We start from the raw sequence: 18,706 nt of genomic DNA on the forward strand, positions 1-18,706 counted from the left end.
GCCCCAGGCAGGACTCCCAGGTTGTGATGGCCCGGGAATCCGCACCCCGGTCCGCGCCCCCGCGTACGGTCTCGCCAACGCCCTGTATCTGGTGGGTTGGCGTCCGACATGCAGGGTTTGCGTCCGGGATCCCAGACGCAAACCCAGCATGCGGTGGGTAGACCCACGAGAGGGCCTAGCCCGCAGCCAGTGAGTCGGCCCCGGGCAGCTTCTACTCGTCGGCGACCAGGGTGCCGCCGTTGGCTACGTCGGTTTTCTCGATCTCGGTGAAGACGATGCGGACGGACTCGCGCTTGGCGCCGAGGATGGCGATGGCGGAGTCGGTGACGGCGGCGACGAACTCGCGGCGCTGGTCGAGGGTGCGGCCGGAGAGGAGTTCGACGGTGATGTTCGGCATAAGAGATTGCTCCTTGGATGGACGGTTCCGTGTCGTGGGACAGTGTTTCAGATTCCGGAAAGCGCTTCTCAGGACAGCGCGGCGGCCCGGCGGGCGTTGACCTCGTCGGTCTCGTCGGGGTCCGTGTTCAGCGACTCGACCAGCTCGTCGACGTCGGCCCGGCGCTCCGGCAGCAGCAGCCCGAGTCCGACGTACACCACCAGGGAAGTTGCCAACGGCAACGCGACGACCAGCGTGGTGTCGGTGGAACCGACGCCCCACTTCACGATCGACCAGGCGATCAGGCCGACGGCCCAGGACGCCAGCGCCGCCCGCGGCCCGCTGCGCCGGAACCACGGCAGCAACCCCAGCATCAACGGGATCGCGATCGGCCCCATCGTCGCGGCGACCAGGTCGACGACGATCTTCAGGACCACACCCTCGCCGTTCGTCGCGATCGCGATCAGCATGCTCCCCGTGACGAACGTGAACGTGACGATCCGCGCCATCTTCAACGCCGCAGCGTCGGTCAGCCGGCGGACGCGCGGTACCAGCACCGGCGCCAGGTCGCGGGTGATCACCGACGAGATCGCGTTCGCGTCGGAGGCCACCATCGCCATCGTGTGCGAGAAGAACCCGGCCAGCACCAGCCCGATCAGCCCGCTCGGCAACAGCAGCTGCGACAACTCGACGTACGACTGCTCCGGCTTGCCCGGCTGTACCAGCAGCGGCGCCGCGCACATCGGGATGAAGAGGATCAGCGGCCAGACCAGCCACAGAACAGACGACAGCAACGCGGATCGCTTGGCGTCGGATCCCGACGGCGCGGCCATGTACCGCTGCGCCAGGTTCCACATGCCGCCGTTGTACTCGAATGTTTTGATGAACAGGAACGCGATCAGGAAGATCGGCGTGTACGGCCCGTTCAACGCGTCACCGTGACCGGCCGGCAACTCGTCCCACATCGTCCACAGCGTCGGTACGCCGTCCAGATGTGCCAGTACGCCGATGAACATCGCGACGCCGGCCCCGAACTGGATGACGAACTGGCCGAAGTCGGTGAGTACGTCGGCCCACAACCCGCCGAGCGTCGCGTACAGCATCGTGACCACGCCGGTCAGCAGGATCCCCCACCGGATCGGTACACCGGTGAACCCGTTCAGCAGGACGGCGATCGCGACCCACTTCGAGGCGATGTCGACGACCTTCAACGCGGCACCGGAGTACGCCAGCGCCTGCTGCGTCGGCAGGTTGTAGCGGCGGGCGAGGTACTCCAGCGGCGACACGACCCCGTGTTTTGCCCGCAGCCGGTTCCACCGGGCCGCGAACACGAACGCGCCGATGCCCACGCCGACGCCGATCGTCAGCGCCCACCAGACGTAGACGGTGATGCCGTAGGTGTAGGCGACCGCCGCGAACGCGACGAACATGACGGCGCTGTAGCCCGACATGTGGTGCGAGATGCCGGACAACCACCACGGAATCCGGCCGCCGGTCGTGAAGTAGTCCACGACCGTCTTGATCTTGGTGCGCGACCAGACCCCGATCAGCACCATCAACACGAAGTAGCCGACCAGGACCGTCCAGTCCAGTGCGGTCATCGGGAAACCTCCCAAGGGCGATGGGCAAGTGACTGGAAGGTTCCATTCACCAGAACTCGGTGTCAAGAGACGGAACCCGGAACATTTCTCGAGCGAGTTCCAGCGACCAAGGAGCGTTGACAGGTCGTTCTGCTCAGTAGAACCTTGTTCCGTGACTCTGCAGATCAGGCACGCCACCCATCCCGAGCAGTTGCCCGGTTTCGACACCGCCGCGCTGCGCCGCCACTATCTGGTGGACGACCTGTTCGTCCCCGGCGCCGTCACCGCGGTGCTCACCCACCACGACCGGATCGTGCTCGCCGGCGCGCGCCCGGCGAACGGTCCGCTGACCCTCGCCACCTACCCCGAGCTGCGCAGCGAGTTCTTCCTCGAACGCCGCGAGGCCGGCATCGTCAACGTCGGCGGCCCCGGCACGGTCACCGCCGACGGCACGAAGTACGAGCTGACCACCGGCGCCTGCCTGTACGTCGGACGCGGCGTCCGCGACGTCGTCTTCGACGGACCGGACGCAGCGTTCTACATCTTCTCCGCGCCGGCGCACACGGCCTACCCGACCGCCCAGGTGAACCCCGGTGAGGGCAACCGCCTCGAGCTCGGCGACCAGCAGACCGCGAACCGCCGGACCATCGACCAGTTCATCCACGCGGACGGCGTACAGAGCTGCCAGATCGTGCTCGGCGTGACCACCCTGCACCCGGGCAGCACGTGGAACACCATGCCCGCCCACACCCACGACCGCCGGACCGAGTGTTATCTGTACTTCGGCCTGCCGGAGACCGAGCGGATCGTGCACCTGCTCGGCGAGCCGGACGAGACGCGCCACCTGCTGGTCGCGGACCGCCAGGCGATCATCTCCCCGAGCTGGTCGATCCACTCGGGCTGCGGCACGTCGTCGTACAGCTTCGTCTGGGCGATGGCCGGCGAGAACCAGGCGTTCGGCGACATGGACGGTGTCGACGTACGGGACTTGCGGTGAGTCCTTTCAGCCTGGAGGGCCGTACGGCGCTCGTCACCGGGGCCCGCCGCGGGATCGGCGCGGCGATCGCCGCCGGGTACGCCGCCGCCGGCGCCGAGCTGATCCTGATGGCCCGGGACGCCGCGCTCGAGGACACCCTGGAGGCGATCAAGCAGAACGGCGGTGGCGACGCGTCCGTGGTGATCGCCGACTTCGCGGACCCGGCCGCGGTCGAGGCGGCCGCCACCGAGCTCGCCCGCTCCACACGGATCGACATCCTGGTCAACAACGCCGGCACGATCCGGCGGGCGCCGGCCGCCGAGACCACGACCGCCGACTGGCAGCACGTGATCGACGTGAACCTCAACTCCACCTGGGCGGTGACCCGCCCGATCGGGGCCGCGATGGCGGAACGCCGTACCGGGAAGATCGTCACGATCGCGTCGTTGCTCAGCTTCCAGGGCGGAATCACCGTCCCGGCCTACACTGCCAGCAAGCACGCGGTGGCGGGACTGACCCGGGCACTGGCCAACGAATGGGGCCCGGCCGGGGTGCAGGTGAACGCGATCGCACCCGGATACATCAGCACCGACAACACCACCGAGCTGCGCGCGGACCCGGACCGTGAGGCTGCGATCCGGCAGCGCATCCCGGCCGGTCACTGGGGGCGGCCGGAGGACGTCGTCGGCGCGGCCGTCTTCCTGGCTTCGCCGGCGGCCGACTACGTCAACGGTCACGTACTCGCGGTCGACGGTGGCTGGCTGGCCAGATAGGAAGTGACAAGATGAGCGACATGAGCTCGCCGTCGGCTATCGACAAGACGTTGATGGTGCTGGACGCCGTACTGGAGCACTCGCGCTTCACCGACGTGGTGAACGCGACCGGCCTGGCCAAGTCGACCGTGCACCGGATCATGGCGTCGCTGGTCGAGCACGAGTTCGTCAGCCAGGCCGACGACGGGTCGTACCACCCGGGCCCGAAGGCACTGCGGCTGGCCGGGCACGCGCTGACGAACGTCGACCTCGCGACGGTTGCCCGTCCTGTTCTCGCGGACCTCGTCGCCCAGACGCGCTGCACGGTGCACGTCGGCCTGCTGAACGGCGACGAGGCCATCTACGTCGCGCGCCTCGACGGACCGAAGCCGTACCGGATGCCGTCGCGGGTCGGCAAGGCGATCTGGCTGCACTGCACCGGCATCGGCAAGGCGCTGCTCGCCGAGAAGGACGACGACTCGCTCGACGTCCACATCACCCGGACCGGGCTTCCCGCGCGTACTCCGTTGACGCACACCACGGCCGCCGCGCTGAAGGCCGACCTCGCGCAGATCCGCTCGCGCGGTTACGCCCTCGACGACGAGGAGAACGAGCCCGGCATCCGCTGTGTCGCCGCGGTCATCCACGACCACACGGGCACCGCGATCGCCGCCGTCAGCATCTCCACCCTGTCGCTCGAGCAGTCGATCGCCCAGGTCGCACTGATGGCCCCCGCCGCCATCGAAGCCGCCCGCAAAATCTCCGCCGCCCTCGGCTACCGCGAGCCAACCACCTGACCCACCACCTGCCGCGTCGACGTCCACCGCACAACTGGCAGGAAGAGCAACCCGACAATGGCGAACCACAGCCCGAGGATGATCCACCCGGGGACCCCGAGGCCAAGTGGAAGCAGAGCGAGAACCGGCGGCGCGGTCACCCGCGCGCGAGTACGCGGTGTGCGGTGTCGCGGAGTTCGTCCATCAGGTCGACGCCGGAGTCGAGCATGCGGCGGAGTTTCGCGGGGTCCTGGTCGCCGAACATGTGTGCCACGGTGACCTCGTGGTCCGGCCGGCTGACGATCTCGATCGGGTCGCCGGCACCGATCGTGCCCTGGTGGAGCACCTTCAGGTACGCACCGGGGCGTCCGGCCTGGTGGAAGCGCTTGACCCAGCGGGGCTCCTGCATCCGGTGCTGGAAGGTGATGCACGGGATGCGCGGCGCCCGGACCATCACCTCGACCTCGTCGCCGATCCGCCACACCTCACCGAGCAGCGCGCCGTTCACGTCGAGTCCTTCGGTCCGCAGGTTCTCGCCGAACAGACCGGTCGGGATCGCGCGGTCCAGCTCGGCGGCCCACCAGTTCGCGTCCTCCTCGGCGTACGCGTACAGCGCGAGGTCCGGGCCGCCATGGTTCTTGGTGTCGCAGACGCGGTCACCAGCCAGCCCGAGCTCGCCGACGCGGACCCGGCCCGGCTGCGGCCGCTTGTCAATGGCGGTGAACCCCGTCTCCTTCGGACCCGGAATCAGCTTCTCCACGACGTTCACCGTCAGCAACCGCATACCAGCATCCTCTCCCGGCCACGCGGCCGCTTCCACAGGTTTATCGGTGCTTGAGCGGCAGCACGCCGACGATCAGCAACGTCGCCGTGGTCGCGGCGACACCGATCGTCAAGGTCCACTGCGCGGTGTCGGCGACGGGCTGCCACAGGCGGGCAAAGCTCGACCGTACGGCGTTCTGTCACCCACCTCACTCGCGCCGTTGGTGGGTCTGCCCACGAGATGCTGGGTTCGCCCACCGAATCTCGGACGCAAACCCTGCATCTGGTGGGTAAACCCCAAGGCCGCTCAGTCAGGGCAGAGTCGAATGTCAAGAACCGGGCTCAGTGCCGCCCGGCGCCGGTGCTGCCTGAGCGCCGGGCGGGGTTGAGATGGTGCCAACGGACAGGAGGTACACGTCCGCGGGCCTCTACGGCACGCGGGACAGCCGGCTGCGTCGTGGGCCAGCGGACGTATACGTCCTGTCCGTTGGTCCCCGCGCTTGCACCGGGGCCGTTGGAGGCGGCGGCGGTGGGGGCACCGTCACCGGGGGCGTCACCCAGGCAGGGCGCGGTCATCCGGCGCGGGCGTCACCCAGGGGTGCCCGTCAGTCCTGGATCGCCTTGACGATGGCGATGTTGCGGGTCAGCCAGTCCTGGGGCAGGGATTGGTCGGTGGCGGTGCTCTCGAGCGTCCACAGGACGTTCAGCATCTGGCGGACGATCACCCAGTCGCGGGCGCGGTCCTCGTCGAGGCCGGCTGCGTCGACGGTGGTCCAGAACCGCTGCCGTACGGCGAACCGCAGGTCGTGGGCGCTCGCCACCTCGTCCCACCGGTTCCAGATCAGCGGCGCGACCTCGTAGTGCGGGTCGCCGGACAGCGGCTTCGGGTCGATCACGAGCCACGGTTCACGGTCCGCGGCGAGCATGTTCTCGTAGTGCAGGTCGGTGTGGATCAGCCGGCCGTCGGTGTCCGGGTCGGCGATGAAGTCCTCGGACAGCGAGATCGCCTGCTCGACGTACCGGTGCGGCACCCGCGCCGACGCGGGCAGCTTCCGGAACCCCTCGACCCACCGCGTCAGCTCCCCGGACAGCGTCCGGTACTGCGGTCCCGCCGGGACATGCAGTCGCTTGTAGGTCCTGCCAACAATCTCGCACGCGTCCAGCGCGTCGACCGTGGTCAGATCCCGCGGCTCCAACCGCTCGAGCAGCAGCGCGAACCGCCGCGGGTCGGCCCTCAGCAGCCGTACGGCGCCGTTGCCGGCCCAGGCGCGCAACGCCAGGTGCTCGGTCTCCGCCTCCCAGTGCGGGAACTGCACCTTGAGCACCGCCCGCTGACCGTCGCCCGTCAGCACGGGAACCACCAGCGCACAGTTCCCGTACGACGCCGTACCGTCGACCCGCAACTCCCACTCGCCGAGCAGCTCACGAAGCAGGCGCGGAAGGCGATCGAGCCAATCGGCCCAGTCCTGCCCGCGAGACGCGACAACGAGCAGGCCGGCCGGAATGTCGACCGGCACTAGCGGCGGGTCTTCCGGCGAAGTACCCGGACCGCCCCACCGCCGAGCACCCGGACGGCCGTACGGCGGGGCACTACTTCTTGCCCGCCTTCTCGCCGGTGTCCGAGGTGCGGAGGGCGGCGATGAAGGCCTCCTGCGGGACCTCGACCCGGCCGACCATCTTCATCCGCTTCTTGCCTTCCTTCTGCTTCTCGAGCAGCTTGCGCTTCCGGGTGATGTCACCGCCGTAGCACTTGGCGAGAACGTCCTTGCGGATCGCGCGAATCGACTCGCGGGCGATGATCCGGGACCCGATCGCGGCCTGGATCGGCACCTCGAACTGCTGCCTGGGGATCAGTTCCTTGAGCTTCCCGGCCAGCGCGACGCCGTACGAGTACGCGTTGTCGCGGTGCACGATCGCCGAGAACGCGTCGACCGTCTCGCCCTGCAGCAGGATGTCCACCTTGACCAGCGCCGCGGACTGCTCGCCGGTCGGCTCGTAGTCCAGCGAGGCGTACCCCTTGGTCTTGGACTTCAGCTGGTCGAAGAAGTCGAACACGATCTCGGCCAGCGGCAGGGTGTAGCGCAGCTCGACGCGGTCCTCGGACAGGTAGTCCATGCCGCCCAGGCTGCCCCGCTTGGTCTGGCACAGCTCCATGATGACGCCGATGTAGTCCTTCGGGCTGAGGATCGTCGCCTTCACCACGGGCTCGTAGATCTCGGCGATCTTGCCCTCGGGGAACTCGCTCGGATTGGTGACGACGTGCTCCTTGCCGTCCTCCATCTCGACCCGGTAGACCACGTTCGGCGCGGTCGAGATCAGGGCCAGGTCGAACTCGCGCTCCAGCCGCTCGCGGACGATCTCCATGTGCAGCAGTCCGAGGAATCCGCAGCGGAAGCCGAACCCGAGCGCGCCGGACGTCTCCGGCTCGTACTGCAGGGCCGCGTCGTTCAGCTGCAGCCGCTCCAGCGCGTCCCGCAGGGTCGGGTAGTCGTCGCCGTCGATCGGGAACAGCCCGGAGTACACCATCGGCTGCGGGTGCTTGTAGCCGCCGAGCGGCTCGGTCGCTCCGTGCACGGCTGCCGTGACCGTGTCACCGACCCGGGACTGGCGGACGTCCTTCACGCCGGTGATCAGGTAACCGACCTCACCCACACCGATACTCGGCGTCTTCATCGGCTCCGGCGAGATCACGCCGACCTCGAGCATCTCGTGCACCGCGCCGGTCGACATCATCTTGATCCGGTCCCGGTGGGTGAGCTCGCCGTCGACGACCCGGACGTAGGTGACCACGCCGCGGTAGGTGTCGTAGACCGAGTCGAAGATCAGCGCCCGCGGCGGCGCGTCCTTGACGCCCTTCGGCGGATCGACCTGGGCGACGATCTCGCTGAGCAGCTCCTCGACGCCCTCACCGGTCTTCGCCGACACCTTCAGGACGTCCGACGGGCTGCAGCCGATGATGTGCGCGAGCTCCTCGGCGTACTTCTCGGGCTGCGCGCTCGGCAGGTCGATCTTGTTCAGCACCGGGATGATGTGCAGATCGGCGTTCAGCGCGAGGTACAGGTTCGCCAGCGTCTGCGCCTCGATCCCCTGCGCGGCGTCGACCAGCAGCACCGCGCCCTCACACGCCTCGAGCGACCGGGACACCTCGTACGTGAAGTCCACGTGGCCCGGCGTGTCGATCATGTTCAGGATGTACGTCGTACCGTCCGGCGCCAGCAGGCCGCCCGGGGAGTCCGGGCCCGGCGCGAACGGCAGCCGGACCGCCTGCGACTTGATCGTGATACCGCGCTCGCGCTCGATGTCCATCCGGTCGAGGTACTGCGCCCGCATCGAGCGGTCGTCGACCACTCCGGTGATCTGCAGCATCCGGTCGGCCAGCGTCGACTTGCCGTGGTCGATGTGGGCGATGATGCAGAAGTTCCGGATCAGCGACGGGTCGGTGCGACCCGGCTGCGGCACATTCGTGGGGCCTACGGGCACGGGGGATTCCAGTTCTGGTCTCGGGTGGTATATCCGGTCAATCATCCCATGCGGGTCCAGCGGATTCGAAAATCCCGAGCGAGTGGGCCGCGCTGCACCTACCGTGAGGACGCATGGCGCACGCTGCTGGGGTCCGGTTGCCCTACGAGGAGTTGCCCGCCGCCGTGCGGGCCTGGGTGGAACGCACGCTCGGTTCGGTCGTGGTCTCGGCCGCGACACAGCAGGGCGGGTTCTCCCCCGGCACCGCCGCCCGCCTGGTCACCGCCTCCGGCCGCCGGGCCTTCGTCAAGGCAGTCGGTACGGCGCTGAACCCGAAGACCCCCGAGCTGTTCCGGCTGGAGATCACCGCGGTGCAGGCGATCGGACGGCTCCAAATGGCACCGGAGCTGTACGCCGTGTACGACGACGGCGACTGGGTCGGGATGCTGTTCGAGGACATCGAGGGGCGACTGCCTGCACACCCGTGGGAGCAGGACGACGCGGACCGGGTGCTGGACGCGCTGGCGGAGCTGACCGACGCCCTGGACCCGTCACCGTGGCCGGACGCACCAGTGGCCGCCGTACGGAGCCAGGACTTCCTGAGCCGCTGGGACAAGGTGCTGGAGGACAATCTCGCCGTACCTTCCTGGATGGACGGCCGGGTGGAGGAGTTCGCGGAGCTGGCCCGGACCGGGATCCGGGCGCTTGCCCAGGGCAAGGCCCTGGCCCACTGGGACCTGCGGGCCGACAACATCATCCTGACCGACGAGCGCGTGGTGTTCATCGACTGGGCGCATCCGGCGCTGGCACCGCGCTGGGCGGACACGGTCATCCTGCACGCGGACATGCGCGGCTCGCTGTCGCTGCCGGAGCTGCCGGACGACGAGGCGATCACCGGGTTCATCACCGCCATCGCGGGTGGCCAGTGGTGGGGCTCGGCACAACCGGCGCCACCCGGAATCCCGACGATGAGGTCCTGGCAGCGCGAGAGCGCACTGGTTCACCTCGACTGGGCGCGCGACCGGATGCAGCGTTTCTGAGCGCCGCGCGTCTGTAGCGGTGTGACGGATCCGATGGTGAGCATCAGACGCCCGGCACCTGTGGACGCACAGGAAGCCGTGTCGGAGCTCTACCGGCAGCACTGGGCTGGGCTGGTCCGCCTGGCTGTGCTGATGGTGGACGACCGGCAGGCCGCGGAGGACGTCGTGCAGGAGGCTTTTGCCGAGCTGTACCGGCGCTGGCCGTTGCGGGGCTCCGATGCGGCCCTGGCGTACCTGCGGACGGCGGTCATGAACCGCAGCCGGTCCGTACTGCGACGACGCAAGGTGGCCCGGCTGTACATCCCACCGCACCAGGCGCCACACGCCTCCGCCGAGAGCTCGGCGGTGCTGGGTGAGGAGCGGTGGCAGGTACAGCGGGCGCTCCAGGCACTGCCCCGGCGTGCGCGCGAGGTCCTCGTGCTCCGGTACTACCTCGATCTGGCCTTCGCCGAGATCGCCCAGATTCTCGGGATCAGCGAGTCCTCCGCCCGCGCCACGTCGTCGCGCGGCCTCGCCGTCCTGACCGAACGCCTCAAGGAACTGCGATGAACGACACCGAGACCCGCCTCCGCGACTACCTACAGTCGCAGGCCGCGACTGTCCCCGACACCGCCCAGGGCCCGGGTCTCGACGAGCCGCGTGGCCGGCAGCACTGGCCCGTCCTCGCGACGGCGGCCGCGATCGCCGCGATCCTGGTCCTCACCGTCACGTTCCTGACCCGGGTCGCCCCGGACAAACCCGTCCCGGCCAGTCCGGTCTCGGACGCCGCACCGAAGATTCCGTACACGGTGTACAGCGAGAACGCCCTGCACGACGGCGACCGGAAGGTGCTGCTCCCGCGCGGAGTCGACGGCTTCTTCCACGGCCGCGTCGACGGCGGCTGGCTGGGCATGCAGCTGCCCGGAGGAGGACAGTCGCAGGTGGGGATCCTCCGCCCGGACGGAAGTTTCCGCGAACTCGGACCGCAAGGTTCGGACAGCCCGACGTTGTCCCCCGATCGCAAACAGGTCGCCATGCTGCACAGCCTGACCCGACCGAAGGGCTCCTCGGTGGTCGTCATCGACATCGCTTCCGGGAGGACGGTGGCGCGCACTGCGGTGATGACGGTCAGACCGAGCGGGCTGCTGGTCTGGAACCGGGCCGGGATCTGGCTGCGCACCGATGGGCCGGTCCTGGCGAGTCTGGCCGTCTGGCGGCCGGGATCAGGCGGCAATCCGAGGCCGGTCCGGCTGGCCGAGTTCGACGGAGGCCTCAGAGCCGCGCCGACCGGTGGCATCGTCGCGTGGACGACCAGGCGCGGTAACAACCGGTGCCTGAAGGCCGGCCTCTCGAGCGAGGACGGCTTCCGGCAGATCCGCGAGTACTGCGACGTGGGGCCGGAGTCGATCTACCCGGTGGTGTCGCCCGACGGCCGGACGATGGTCAACAGTCAGGTGAGGGTCGTCGTGGACATCGAGACGGGGAAGGTCACCCGACTCCAGCTGCCCGCGGAGGCCGAGGTAACGACGTTCCCCGAGCCGGTGTTCGAGGACGCGAACCAGCTGATCCTGATCACCAATCCGCCGGGCAACCAGGTCAAGACACTCACACAGCAGCTCTACCGGTGCGATGTGAGGTCCGGCGAGTGTGCCTTGCTGCAGACCGCAACCGGCATCACGCTGCAGGAGCCGTAAACAGACGACGAGGGCGACCCGGTGTGTGCCGGGACGCCCTCTTCGTTGTTTCAGCTGTCTACTCGGACCACTGTCGAGCCGGAGCCGTCCGCGCCATCAGAGAAGTGCAGCTGGCCGAGGTACCGGGTGCCGGCGGTCAGGCCGGTCCAGGTGGCAGTGACATTGACCTGCCCGGCCACCGTCACCGGCTGGCTGGCCGGTGTGACGGTCAGGTTGCCGGCAGCCTTCTGCAGCTCCCAGTGGTTGAGCTTCACCTGCTGCTCGTTCGCTCCGGCGTACAGGTCGACGTACACATCCACCTGACCACCTGCCGGCCGCGGCAGGTTCACCACTTCCTCGGCCGAGCCACCGGTGCTGCTACCGAGCAGCGTGTTCGTACCCGCCTTGTAGACGAACACGTCCAGGTCGGTACCGGCCGGGTAGTCGGCGTCGAACGTGGAGAAGCGCGCGTACGTCGTACCTGCCGGGACGTCCACGGTGAACTTCGCGACGTGGTCGTTGACCTTCGGGGCAGTCGTCGGGAACGACACGCCCCCCGGGTTCTTCAGCGCGGCCTCGCCGACCTTCGCCGCGTCCAGACCGACCGCGGTGGTGTTGAGCGTCCCGGCGTACCCGGCCGTGACCGGCACCTGCACGGAGCCGCTGGTCCCGGTGCCGTTGACCTGGACGGGCGCCTTCACGGTCAGCGGCTTGATCGCGAGGGTGCTGGCGACCGAGTGCTTCGCCGACGTCCAGATCAGCTTGCCGAACGAGTACTGCTCCAGCGGAGCGCCGTCGTTCTCGATCGTGACCTTGTACGTCGTGCTCTGGCCGGGGAGCGTGACCAGGATCCGCGGCGAGACGGTCACCTTGAGCCCCTTGAGGCCCTCGACCTTCGGGAAGTAGACCTCGGGCAGCGTGCCGACGTTCGTCACGGTCCGGGTGACGGTCTGCCGGCCGGCCAGGTCGCCGATCGCGATCGTCGGGTAGTTGAGGTCGCTCAGGTCGATCTTGCCGTTCGCGCACAGCGCGTGGTTGCTCGGTACCTGACCGGAGCCGCAGACGAACTTCGTCCAGTCCGTGTACGTCGAGTCGTAGACGAGGCCGGGGTCCATGCCGTACTTCGGCCGCACCTGGCCGGCGCCGTACCCGAACGGGGTGGCCTGCGAACCGGAGTCGTTCTGGATCGCCTTGCCGCTGGCGTCCTTGTCGGTCGCGGTCGTCATCATCGCGGACTTGATCGCCATCGGGGACCAGGTCGGGTGCTTGCTCTTCAGGACGGCCGCGATGCCGGCGATGTGCGGCGTGGACATCGACGTACCGCTCATGAAGGCGTACTCGCCGCCGCCCGCGCTGAACGCGGTCGTCGCGGCCAGGACGTTCGTGCCCGGCGCCATGATGTCGGGCTTGAGCAGGTCGCCGTTACCGGCCGGGGACGGTCCGCGGCTGGAGGAGCCGGCGACCTTCGGCGCGTTGACCTTCACCGGCGTACCGGCGCCGATGGCCGCGGTCGGGCTCGCGGTGCCGCTGACGTACGCCTTGACCTCCGGCGCGACCTTGTCGTCGAGGTGGACGGTCGGGACCGAGTGCAGGTCGGCGTCGAGCGTGCCCGGGGTGATGTTGAGCAGGATCATGCCGACACCGCCGGCGTTCTTCACCTGCAGGCTCTTGTCGACGCGGGCGTTCCCGCCGCGGTCGCAGGCGACGATCTTGCCCGTGACCTTCGCCGGGTCGAGCATGCCCGGCTGGCACAGGGTGAGGGCGGCCGGGTCGGCGCCGGCGAGGCCGGCGTCCTTCGCCAGGACCACCGGCGTCGCCGGCGTGCCGTTCCCGATGCCCGCGCCGGTGTACGCCTTGCCGTTCCCGAGCGTCACCGTGGTCTGGATGTCGCGGTCATGGGTGCCGTTGGCAACCGACGTGACCCAGGGGTATGTCTTGCCGACGGTCGCGTCGCCCGGACCGGTGTTGCCGGCGCTGGTCGCGACGAACACGCCCGCCTTGGCCGCCCGCAGGAACGCGAGGCCGGTGGCGTTCACGTACGTCGATCCGCTGCCGGAGATCGAGTAGTTGATGACGTCCACGCCGTCGGACACCGCGGCATCGATCGCGGCCACGAGGTCGGCGTCGGTACCGCTGCCGCCACCGCTCGCGTCGACCGCCCACAGCGCCTTGTAGATCGCCAGGCGGGCGTGCGGCGCCATACCGGAGCCCTTGCCGTAGTCGCGGCCCAGGACGCTCATCTCGACGCCGTGGTTGCCGGCCGCGGTGCTGGCGGTGTGAGTGCCGTGGCCGCCGTAGTCACGGGGCGACTTGAACTCCTCCGGGATCGGGCGGTTGCCGATGCCCTTGTCGAAGTACCGGGCGCCGATCACCTTGTTGTTGCAGGCGACGGGCGCCTCCTCGCCGGTCTGGCAGGTGCCCTTCCACTTCTTGGCGACGATCGCGTCGGACTGCTTGGTGGTCTGGATCGGCGCGAAACTCGGCCGCTCCGGGACGTAGCCGGAGTCGATGACGCCGACGATCACACCGTCGCCGGCCCTGTCGATGCCACCCGCCTGCTGCCACGCGCCGCCCCTGCCGGACAGGCCGAGGAAGCGCGGGGTGTCGACGGTGTCCGCGTGCTGCAGCTCGCTCGGCTCGACGCTCTTCACGCCCGACGACTTGGCCAGCTTGACCGCGTCGTCGTACGACATCTCGGCGGAGAAGCCGGCGTACGTGTAGCTGTAGTCGTAGAGCTTCGTGACGCCGGGGACCTTGGCGAGGACCCGGTCGCGCTCGCCGGCGAGGTGCCGGACGTAGTCGACGACGGGCGCCGCGGTCTTCAGCAGCTTGCCGCCCGGGACGACCTTGGTGGCGGCGAGGCCGGCGATGCCGCCGTCGTACTCCGTGACCGGGGAGTCGTCGAGTTGGACGATGTACGAGCCGGTGGCGGAGCGCTTCACCTCCGGAACGGCGGTCGTCGGGGTCGGCTGACTGGCGTTCGCGGCGTTCACCAGCACGGGCACGCCGGCGCAGGCGGCGATCAGTGCGGTGGCGACGACGATCGCCGGGCGTTTGCGGGTCACGAAGTTCCTCCAGGCGGACGGAGCGATGGAGCCTTGGCTCGCGGACGTCCCGGCGCCCGGGCGTCACGGAGCCCGAGTATGCCGCCCGGCGCCGACAGTGTCACGCGTATCGAACCAGGTGCAAGGGAAAACCGGCTTACCACCTCCGCACGACGAGACGGGTGATCAGACCGGCGAGGACGAGTAATGCGATCGCCGCGGTGGTGATCGCCGTCACGGGGCCCGAGTATGCCGTTGCCCGGGGCCCCGCTGTCACATAGGTCCTGTGGTCAACGCGAGTCAGGACGGTGTGAAGGTCAGGTCACTGGTCGGGCAGCGGTAACTCCAGCCACGGCGGCCGTCGCTTCTCGGCTGGGGATCGATCTCGCGGTCCCAGAGGCAGCCGGAGAGCGCGATCCGTACTGCGCGACCGGCGCCCGCGGCGACGACCGCGATCGGCCGTGCGTCGGTGCGGCCCATCCAGGCCTCGACGGTTTGCGCCGACGGGGTGTTCGCGGTGGTCCGGACAGTTGCCGACTTCATCGTGTACGCGCCAGGGACCAGCCGGACGATCTCCTCTCCACCCGGACCCGTCTCGCGATGCTCCACGATGTTCCGCTCGAGGACGAGATCGCCGGGAGCGTCGGACACCAGTACACCGCCGAGCTGCACCTGGGCGCCCTCGATGTCCGGGGCGCTGTCTGCGGGCGGCGGCAGCGCAGCGGCCGTTCGGATGGCGCTGCCACGAACGGTCAACTGGAGACGCCCCTTCGCCGGGACGCGGAGCGAGGCGACCACCGCACCGGAGACGATCGTGGCGCTGCCGGTCGTACCGGTGGAGACGTCGTGGTGCTCAACCAGGAAGTCGTGCTGCGCCGGGGAGGTCAGCCAGGCCCAGAAGCCGGACGACGGCGACGGGAGCGGAAGTTCCACCGTGCAGGGAAGAACCCGGCTTCTTCCGGGAAGGAGCCGGCGCTCCCCGTCGCCCGCGGCATACTCGATCAGGTCTCGCTGGATCGTGCATCCCTCCAACCGGCTGGAGCTGCCGATGAAGCTGCCGTCGACGAACAGGGCGAACGAACCCTTGTCGAGGTCGTCGACGGCACCGGGACCAGGGTCGCCCTTGGGTCCTTGCGGTCCTGCCGGGCCTTGTGGCCCGACCTCTCCTTGTGCGCCTGCCGGTCCGGCGGGCCCCTGGGGCCCCGCCGGACCGGTGCGGTTCCACGTCAGGCGCGTCTCGCTGGCGCGGCACTCCTGCCCGGCCGGTACGACGCGGACGGCTCCTGTCGCCTCCTGGACGCAAGCCTCGATCCGGTCGGCCGGTGTGTCGGCGGCGGCCGTACTCATTACCAGCAGACTGCCCAGTCCGATCACCAGCGCCCGTGACCCCCACGAGAACCTCATGCTCTGTCCCCTCTCCCCCTGAGCACTCCGCCCGGGCCGGCCTTGTCAGCCGATCGTCCGCTCGCCCTGAAGTCAGCCTTCAGGGCGGCGACACACAGCGGGCCGGCGGGGCAGTACGGCGTACAGCGTGCTCCAAGAGGAGGGGGACTGACCAGAGGTCAGGCCAACGTCGCCTTCCAGATCTGATGCTGGCGGTTGTCGCAGGCCTCGACCGTCACGGGCCCCGGGTGGGCCGCCGAGCCGTGAGCGGTGACGCATCGTCCATCCGCCTTGAGCTGGTAGTAACCGAGACCGGCGTTGCTCAGCTGCCAGGTCCGACCTGCGCCTGTGTCGCAGCGTTCCATCCGCCCGCTGTTCTTGAGGCAGGTGTTGTCGCTACCGCGGACGACGTACGAGCGGTCGCTGACCTCGTCCAACTGCCAGCGCTGTGCCGACGCTTGGTCGCAGCTCACCTGAATCGCTCGACCGGTGGTGTCGGCACCCAAGCAGGCAGCGGTGGCGACGCTGGTCAGGTGCGACGTGGCGCCGTCGCGGACTCCGGTGTCGTCGCCGGTGCCGATGCTTGACCCGCTGTCGAAGTACGCCTTGCACTCGCCGTCGGCGGCCCAGGCGCTCGCGATCTCGATCACCCGCCGGCCGTCCTCGGACGCGAGCAGCGGCGAACTGTAGTTCGGGCAGAAGTTGTTGTACGGGTTCGGCACCTCGACCGGCGCGGCGATCTCGTACCAGGGACCGACGCCGTTCTCGGTGTTCACGAAGATCGTCCGTCCGTTGCCATCAGCAACAGTACCGTCGGTGTTGTGAAGGATCTGCCCGATCAGCAACAGCTTGCCGTCCCGGTCGCCCTCGTTGGCGCTCCAGGCGACAGTCGGGGTGTGGGTGAAGTACTTGCCGTCGGCGGTCCGCGGGAAGATGCCGCGGTCCTTCGGGTCGCCCCAGTTCCACCCGTCGCGGGAGGTGCGATAGAACACGGCGCAGTCGTACTGGCCGCCCAGCGCGCAGATCTCGTACGTCAGGAAGTAGGTGCCGTTCGGCAGCTTGCGGACCACCGGCATCCCCGGGCGGTGCCGGGCGTCGTCGCTGGTCACCGTCGCCCGTCGATCGGTCCAGCGGATGCCGTCGACCGAGCGGACCTCCATCAGCTTCTGGTTCTGCGCCGGGTCGGTCTCGTCGGCGTAGTGACAGACGAGCTGCCCGTCGGCCGCGATGGAGAACTCCGGCTCCCACAGACCACGCAGATTCACCGCGTCCGCGCAACTGGACAGGTAGGACCAGCTGCGGCCGAGGTCGTTGCTGCGCCAGATCCGCAGCGACATCGGGCGGTCGGAGGCGCCGACCGACGCGGCCCACAGGAGCGTCCCGGCCGGAAGCTGGCCGACCGGTTGCGGCAGCTCATACAGCGTGGCGCAGCACAGCCCTTGGCCGTCGGCCGACTCGGGGTCGGCGACCGAACCGACCTGGCGGAAGCTGGCGCCGTCGTCGGTGCTCTCGTAGATCGCGCCGAGCCCGTCACCGTTGCCGACGAACGTGACGACGCTGGCCAGCACCCGGCCGTTGGCCGGGCCGTTGTGCTGCAGGCGGATCAGGCGGGGGTACAGCCCGGCCCCGTCCCGCAGCAGCGTGCCGCCGGCCCCGTCCGCAGCTGCCGCGTGCTGCTCAGCGGACTGGACCTCGCCCCGCTCGACTGCAGCCTGCTCGGCTGGAACAGTCGCCTCACTCGGTGTGGTGGTCGCGCCGGGTGCGCCGGCCGCCTGCGGCGTACCACCCGCCAGGCAGACGGTCGCGACGACGACGGCGGCGAGCGTCGTACGGAAAGCAGTCCTCGACACGCGTCGCAGCTGTTTCAGCATGGATCTGGTTCCTCTCTGGGCGGGGAGGCGCGGCCGGTGCAGTTGGGGTTGACCGACCGCTTGCATCGTTGCAAGGCATCTTGGCGCGGCCATTTCAACGATGCAATGGCGACTGCGCGGTAATTTTCGCCGCGACGCCCAACCAGGAGGGACCGCTTGACCAGGGCCACCTTGCGGGATGTCGCCGAACGCCCCGAGGTGCCGATCCGGACGGTCTCGAACGCCGTCAACGGCTACGCGGCGATGTCCGGAGCGATGCACGCCAGGGCCGAGGCGACGCTCAGCACCCCGCCCTCGTCACCGTCACCCCGACAAGACCCAGATCGCCGACCTCGCCGTCGACCGCCTGCTCGGCGCCTTCCAAGGCCACCCCACGTGACCATCCGCGAAAGCACCCACCTGACTCCGCAGCCGGAGGACTGGTGGGTGGGCGGCGACGCTGGGGCAACCGTCGGCCGGCGGGCCGGGCGAGGCAAAGGGATGTTCGGCAGTGTTGGTGATGAGCGTCAGGCGGCGGGCGCGGCCGGGTGGTGGATTGGTGGTGGGAGGCAGTTCTTGGTAATCTGTCTGTTCGCGCGTGTGCGTTGGTACTCACCCGTGCACGCAACACGTTCCTGTAATGACCGCATACTCCTGATCGAGGCTCTGCTCCGTGGCGAACATCAAGTCCCAGATCAAGCGCAACCGCCAGAACGAGGCTGCGCGACTTCGCAACAAGTCGGTGAAGTCGACCCTCAAGACGGCTGTTCGCCGCTTCCACGAGGCCGTCGAGGCCGGCGAGGCCGAGAAGGCCAACGAGACCGCCCGCAAGGCCGGTCGCCTGCTCGACAAGGCCGTCAGCAAGGGCGTCATTCACGCCAACCAGGCGGCGAACCGCAAGTCGGCGATCTTCAAGAAGGCCGCCTCCCTCTGACACCCGGTCTGCGTCCCTGACGCAGCCCACCGAACGATCGGCCTGTCCCCCAGGACCGGCCGATCGTTTTCGCATGCCCAGATCCAGCTTTCCCATGCCCGGGATTCACCCGGCCCACCTTC

Annotated in this window: 15 protein-coding genes; 7 read left to right on the plus strand and 8 right to left on the minus strand. The window is 69.1% G+C overall.

Annotated elements, in window-relative coordinates:
• Window positions 1-211 precede the first annotated feature (211 nt).
• On the minus strand, window positions 212-397 hold the full coding sequence (locus BJY22_RS33505) for a tautomerase family protein (protein WP_167215021.1): 186 nt from the start codon (window positions 395-397) through the stop codon (window positions 212-214).
• 68 nt (window positions 398-465) lie between these two features.
• Window positions 466-1,977 carry a sodium:solute symporter family protein gene (locus BJY22_RS33510; RefSeq protein WP_167215024.1) on the minus strand — a complete coding sequence of 504 codons (1,512 nt, stop codon included), beginning with the start codon at window positions 1,975-1,977 and terminating at the stop codon, window positions 466-468.
• A 151-nt stretch (window positions 1,978-2,128) separates the two neighbouring features.
• Here BJY22_RS33510 and kduI point away from each other — a divergent pair, with 151 nt between their 5' ends.
• From kduI to BJY22_RS33525, 3 genes are read left to right on the plus strand one after another with little or no spacing between them, the layout of a single operon-like run.
• Entirely contained in the window at window positions 2,129-2,953 is an 825-nt protein-coding gene (gene kduI, locus BJY22_RS33515; protein WP_337759712.1) for a 5-dehydro-4-deoxy-D-glucuronate isomerase, read from the plus strand.
• Window positions 2,950-3,705: an SDR family oxidoreductase gene (locus BJY22_RS33520; RefSeq protein ID WP_167215027.1), complete on the plus strand. Its 756-nt coding sequence runs from the start codon at window positions 2,950-2,952 to the stop codon at window positions 3,703-3,705. The genes kduI and BJY22_RS33520 overlap by 4 nt, the downstream gene beginning before the upstream one ends.
• Window positions 3,706-3,716: 11 nt before the next feature.
• Window positions 3,717-4,481: an IclR family transcriptional regulator gene (locus tag BJY22_RS33525; protein WP_238350536.1), complete on the plus strand. Its 765-nt coding sequence runs from the start codon at window positions 3,717-3,719 to the stop codon at window positions 4,479-4,481.
• A gap of 136 nt (window positions 4,482-4,617) precedes the next feature.
• Here the strand turns inward: BJY22_RS33525 and BJY22_RS33530 are convergent, their stop codons facing one another.
• The 3 genes from BJY22_RS33530 to lepA form a co-directional block, all read right to left on the minus strand.
• Window positions 4,618-5,244 (minus strand): MOSC domain-containing protein, encoded by a 627-nt coding sequence (locus BJY22_RS33530; RefSeq protein WP_167215031.1) that lies wholly within the window; start codon window positions 5,242-5,244, stop codon window positions 4,618-4,620.
• A 583-nt stretch (window positions 5,245-5,827) separates the two neighbouring features.
• Window positions 5,828-6,739, minus strand: a complete 912-nt coding sequence (locus BJY22_RS33535) for an aminoglycoside phosphotransferase family protein (protein ID WP_167215034.1) — start codon at window positions 6,737-6,739, stop codon at window positions 5,828-5,830.
• Between the two features lie 73 nt (window positions 6,740-6,812).
• On the minus strand, window positions 6,813-8,702 hold the full coding sequence (gene lepA / locus BJY22_RS33540; RefSeq protein ID WP_337759713.1) for a translation elongation factor 4: 1,890 nt from the start codon (window positions 8,700-8,702) through the stop codon (window positions 6,813-6,815).
• A 113-nt stretch (window positions 8,703-8,815) separates the two neighbouring features.
• On the opposite strand from lepA, the gene BJY22_RS33545 reads away from it, so the two are divergent.
• The 3 genes from BJY22_RS33545 to BJY22_RS33555 are packed head-to-tail and all read left to right on the plus strand — an operon-like array spanning window position 8,816 to window position 11,394.
• Window positions 8,816-9,721, plus strand: a complete 906-nt coding sequence (locus BJY22_RS33545; RefSeq protein WP_167215037.1) for a phosphotransferase family protein — start codon at window positions 8,816-8,818, stop codon at window positions 9,719-9,721.
• Between the two features lie 33 nt (window positions 9,722-9,754).
• A complete protein-coding gene (locus BJY22_RS33550; protein ID WP_167215040.1) occupies window positions 9,755-10,270 on the plus strand; it encodes a SigE family RNA polymerase sigma factor in 516 nt (171 codons plus the stop codon).
• The gene (locus tag BJY22_RS33555; protein ID WP_167215043.1) at window positions 10,267-11,394 is read left to right on the plus strand and encodes a hypothetical protein; all 1,128 of its coding nucleotides are present in this window, start codon (window positions 10,267-10,269) and stop codon (window positions 11,392-11,394) included. Before BJY22_RS33550 ends, BJY22_RS33555 begins: the two co-directional genes overlap by 4 nt.
• Window positions 11,395-11,444: 50 nt before the next feature.
• Here BJY22_RS33555 and BJY22_RS33560 read toward each other — a convergent pair whose 3' ends face one another.
• The 3 genes from BJY22_RS33560 to BJY22_RS33570 all read right to left on the minus strand — a co-directional run bounded on the left by BJY22_RS33560 (window position 11,445) and on the right by BJY22_RS33570 (window position 17,671).
• Window positions 11,445-14,438 (minus strand): S8 family serine peptidase, encoded by a 2,994-nt coding sequence (locus tag BJY22_RS33560; RefSeq protein WP_167215046.1) that lies wholly within the window; start codon window positions 14,436-14,438, stop codon window positions 11,445-11,447.
• 279 nt (window positions 14,439-14,717) lie between these two features.
• The gene (locus BJY22_RS42675; RefSeq protein WP_167215049.1) at window positions 14,718-15,821 is read right to left on the minus strand and encodes a collagen-like triple helix repeat-containing protein; all 1,104 of its coding nucleotides are present in this window, start codon (window positions 15,819-15,821) and stop codon (window positions 14,718-14,720) included.
• Between the two features lie 158 nt (window positions 15,822-15,979).
• Window positions 15,980-17,671, minus strand: a complete 1,692-nt coding sequence (locus BJY22_RS33570; protein WP_167215052.1) for a ricin-type beta-trefoil lectin domain protein — start codon at window positions 17,669-17,671, stop codon at window positions 15,980-15,982.
• 652 nt (window positions 17,672-18,323) lie between these two features.
• Between BJY22_RS33570 and rpsT the strand changes: the two genes are divergently transcribed.
• The gene (gene rpsT / locus BJY22_RS33575; RefSeq protein WP_141859325.1) at window positions 18,324-18,584 is read left to right on the plus strand and encodes a 30S ribosomal protein S20; all 261 of its coding nucleotides are present in this window, start codon (window positions 18,324-18,326) and stop codon (window positions 18,582-18,584) included.
• Window positions 18,585-18,706 lie beyond the last annotated feature (122 nt).

The sequence above is a fragment of the Kribbella shirazensis genome, from assembly GCF_011761605.1.
In the GTDB taxonomy this organism is placed as follows: domain Bacteria; phylum Actinomycetota; class Actinomycetes; order Propionibacteriales; family Kribbellaceae; genus Kribbella; species Kribbella shirazensis.

Coding starts and splice junctions, on each gene's coding strand:
- BJY22_RS33525 (WP_238350536.1), top strand. CDS start 3,717: ATGAGCGACATGAGCTCGCCGTCGGCTATCGACAAGACGTTGATGGTG.
- BJY22_RS33530 (WP_167215031.1), bottom strand. CDS start 5,244: ATGCGGTTGCTGACGGTGAACGTCGTGGAGAAGCTGATTCCGGGTCCG.
- BJY22_RS33570 (WP_167215052.1), bottom strand. CDS start 17,671: ATGCTGAAACAGCTGCGACGCGTGTCGAGGACTGCTTTCCGTACGACG.
- BJY22_RS33505 (WP_167215021.1), bottom strand. CDS start 397: ATGCCGAACATCACCGTCGAACTCCTCTCCGGCCGCACCCTCGACCAG.
- BJY22_RS33545 (WP_167215037.1), top strand. CDS start 8,816: ATGGCGCACGCTGCTGGGGTCCGGTTGCCCTACGAGGAGTTGCCCGCC.
- BJY22_RS33555 (WP_167215043.1), top strand. CDS start 10,267: ATGAACGACACCGAGACCCGCCTCCGCGACTACCTACAGTCGCAGGCC.
- BJY22_RS42675 (WP_167215049.1), bottom strand. CDS start 15,821: ATGAGGTTCTCGTGGGGGTCACGGGCGCTGGTGATCGGACTGGGCAGT.
- BJY22_RS33510 (WP_167215024.1), bottom strand. CDS start 1,977: ATGACCGCACTGGACTGGACGGTCCTGGTCGGCTACTTCGTGTTGATG.
- BJY22_RS33550 (WP_167215040.1), top strand. CDS start 9,755: ATGGTGAGCATCAGACGCCCGGCACCTGTGGACGCACAGGAAGCCGTG.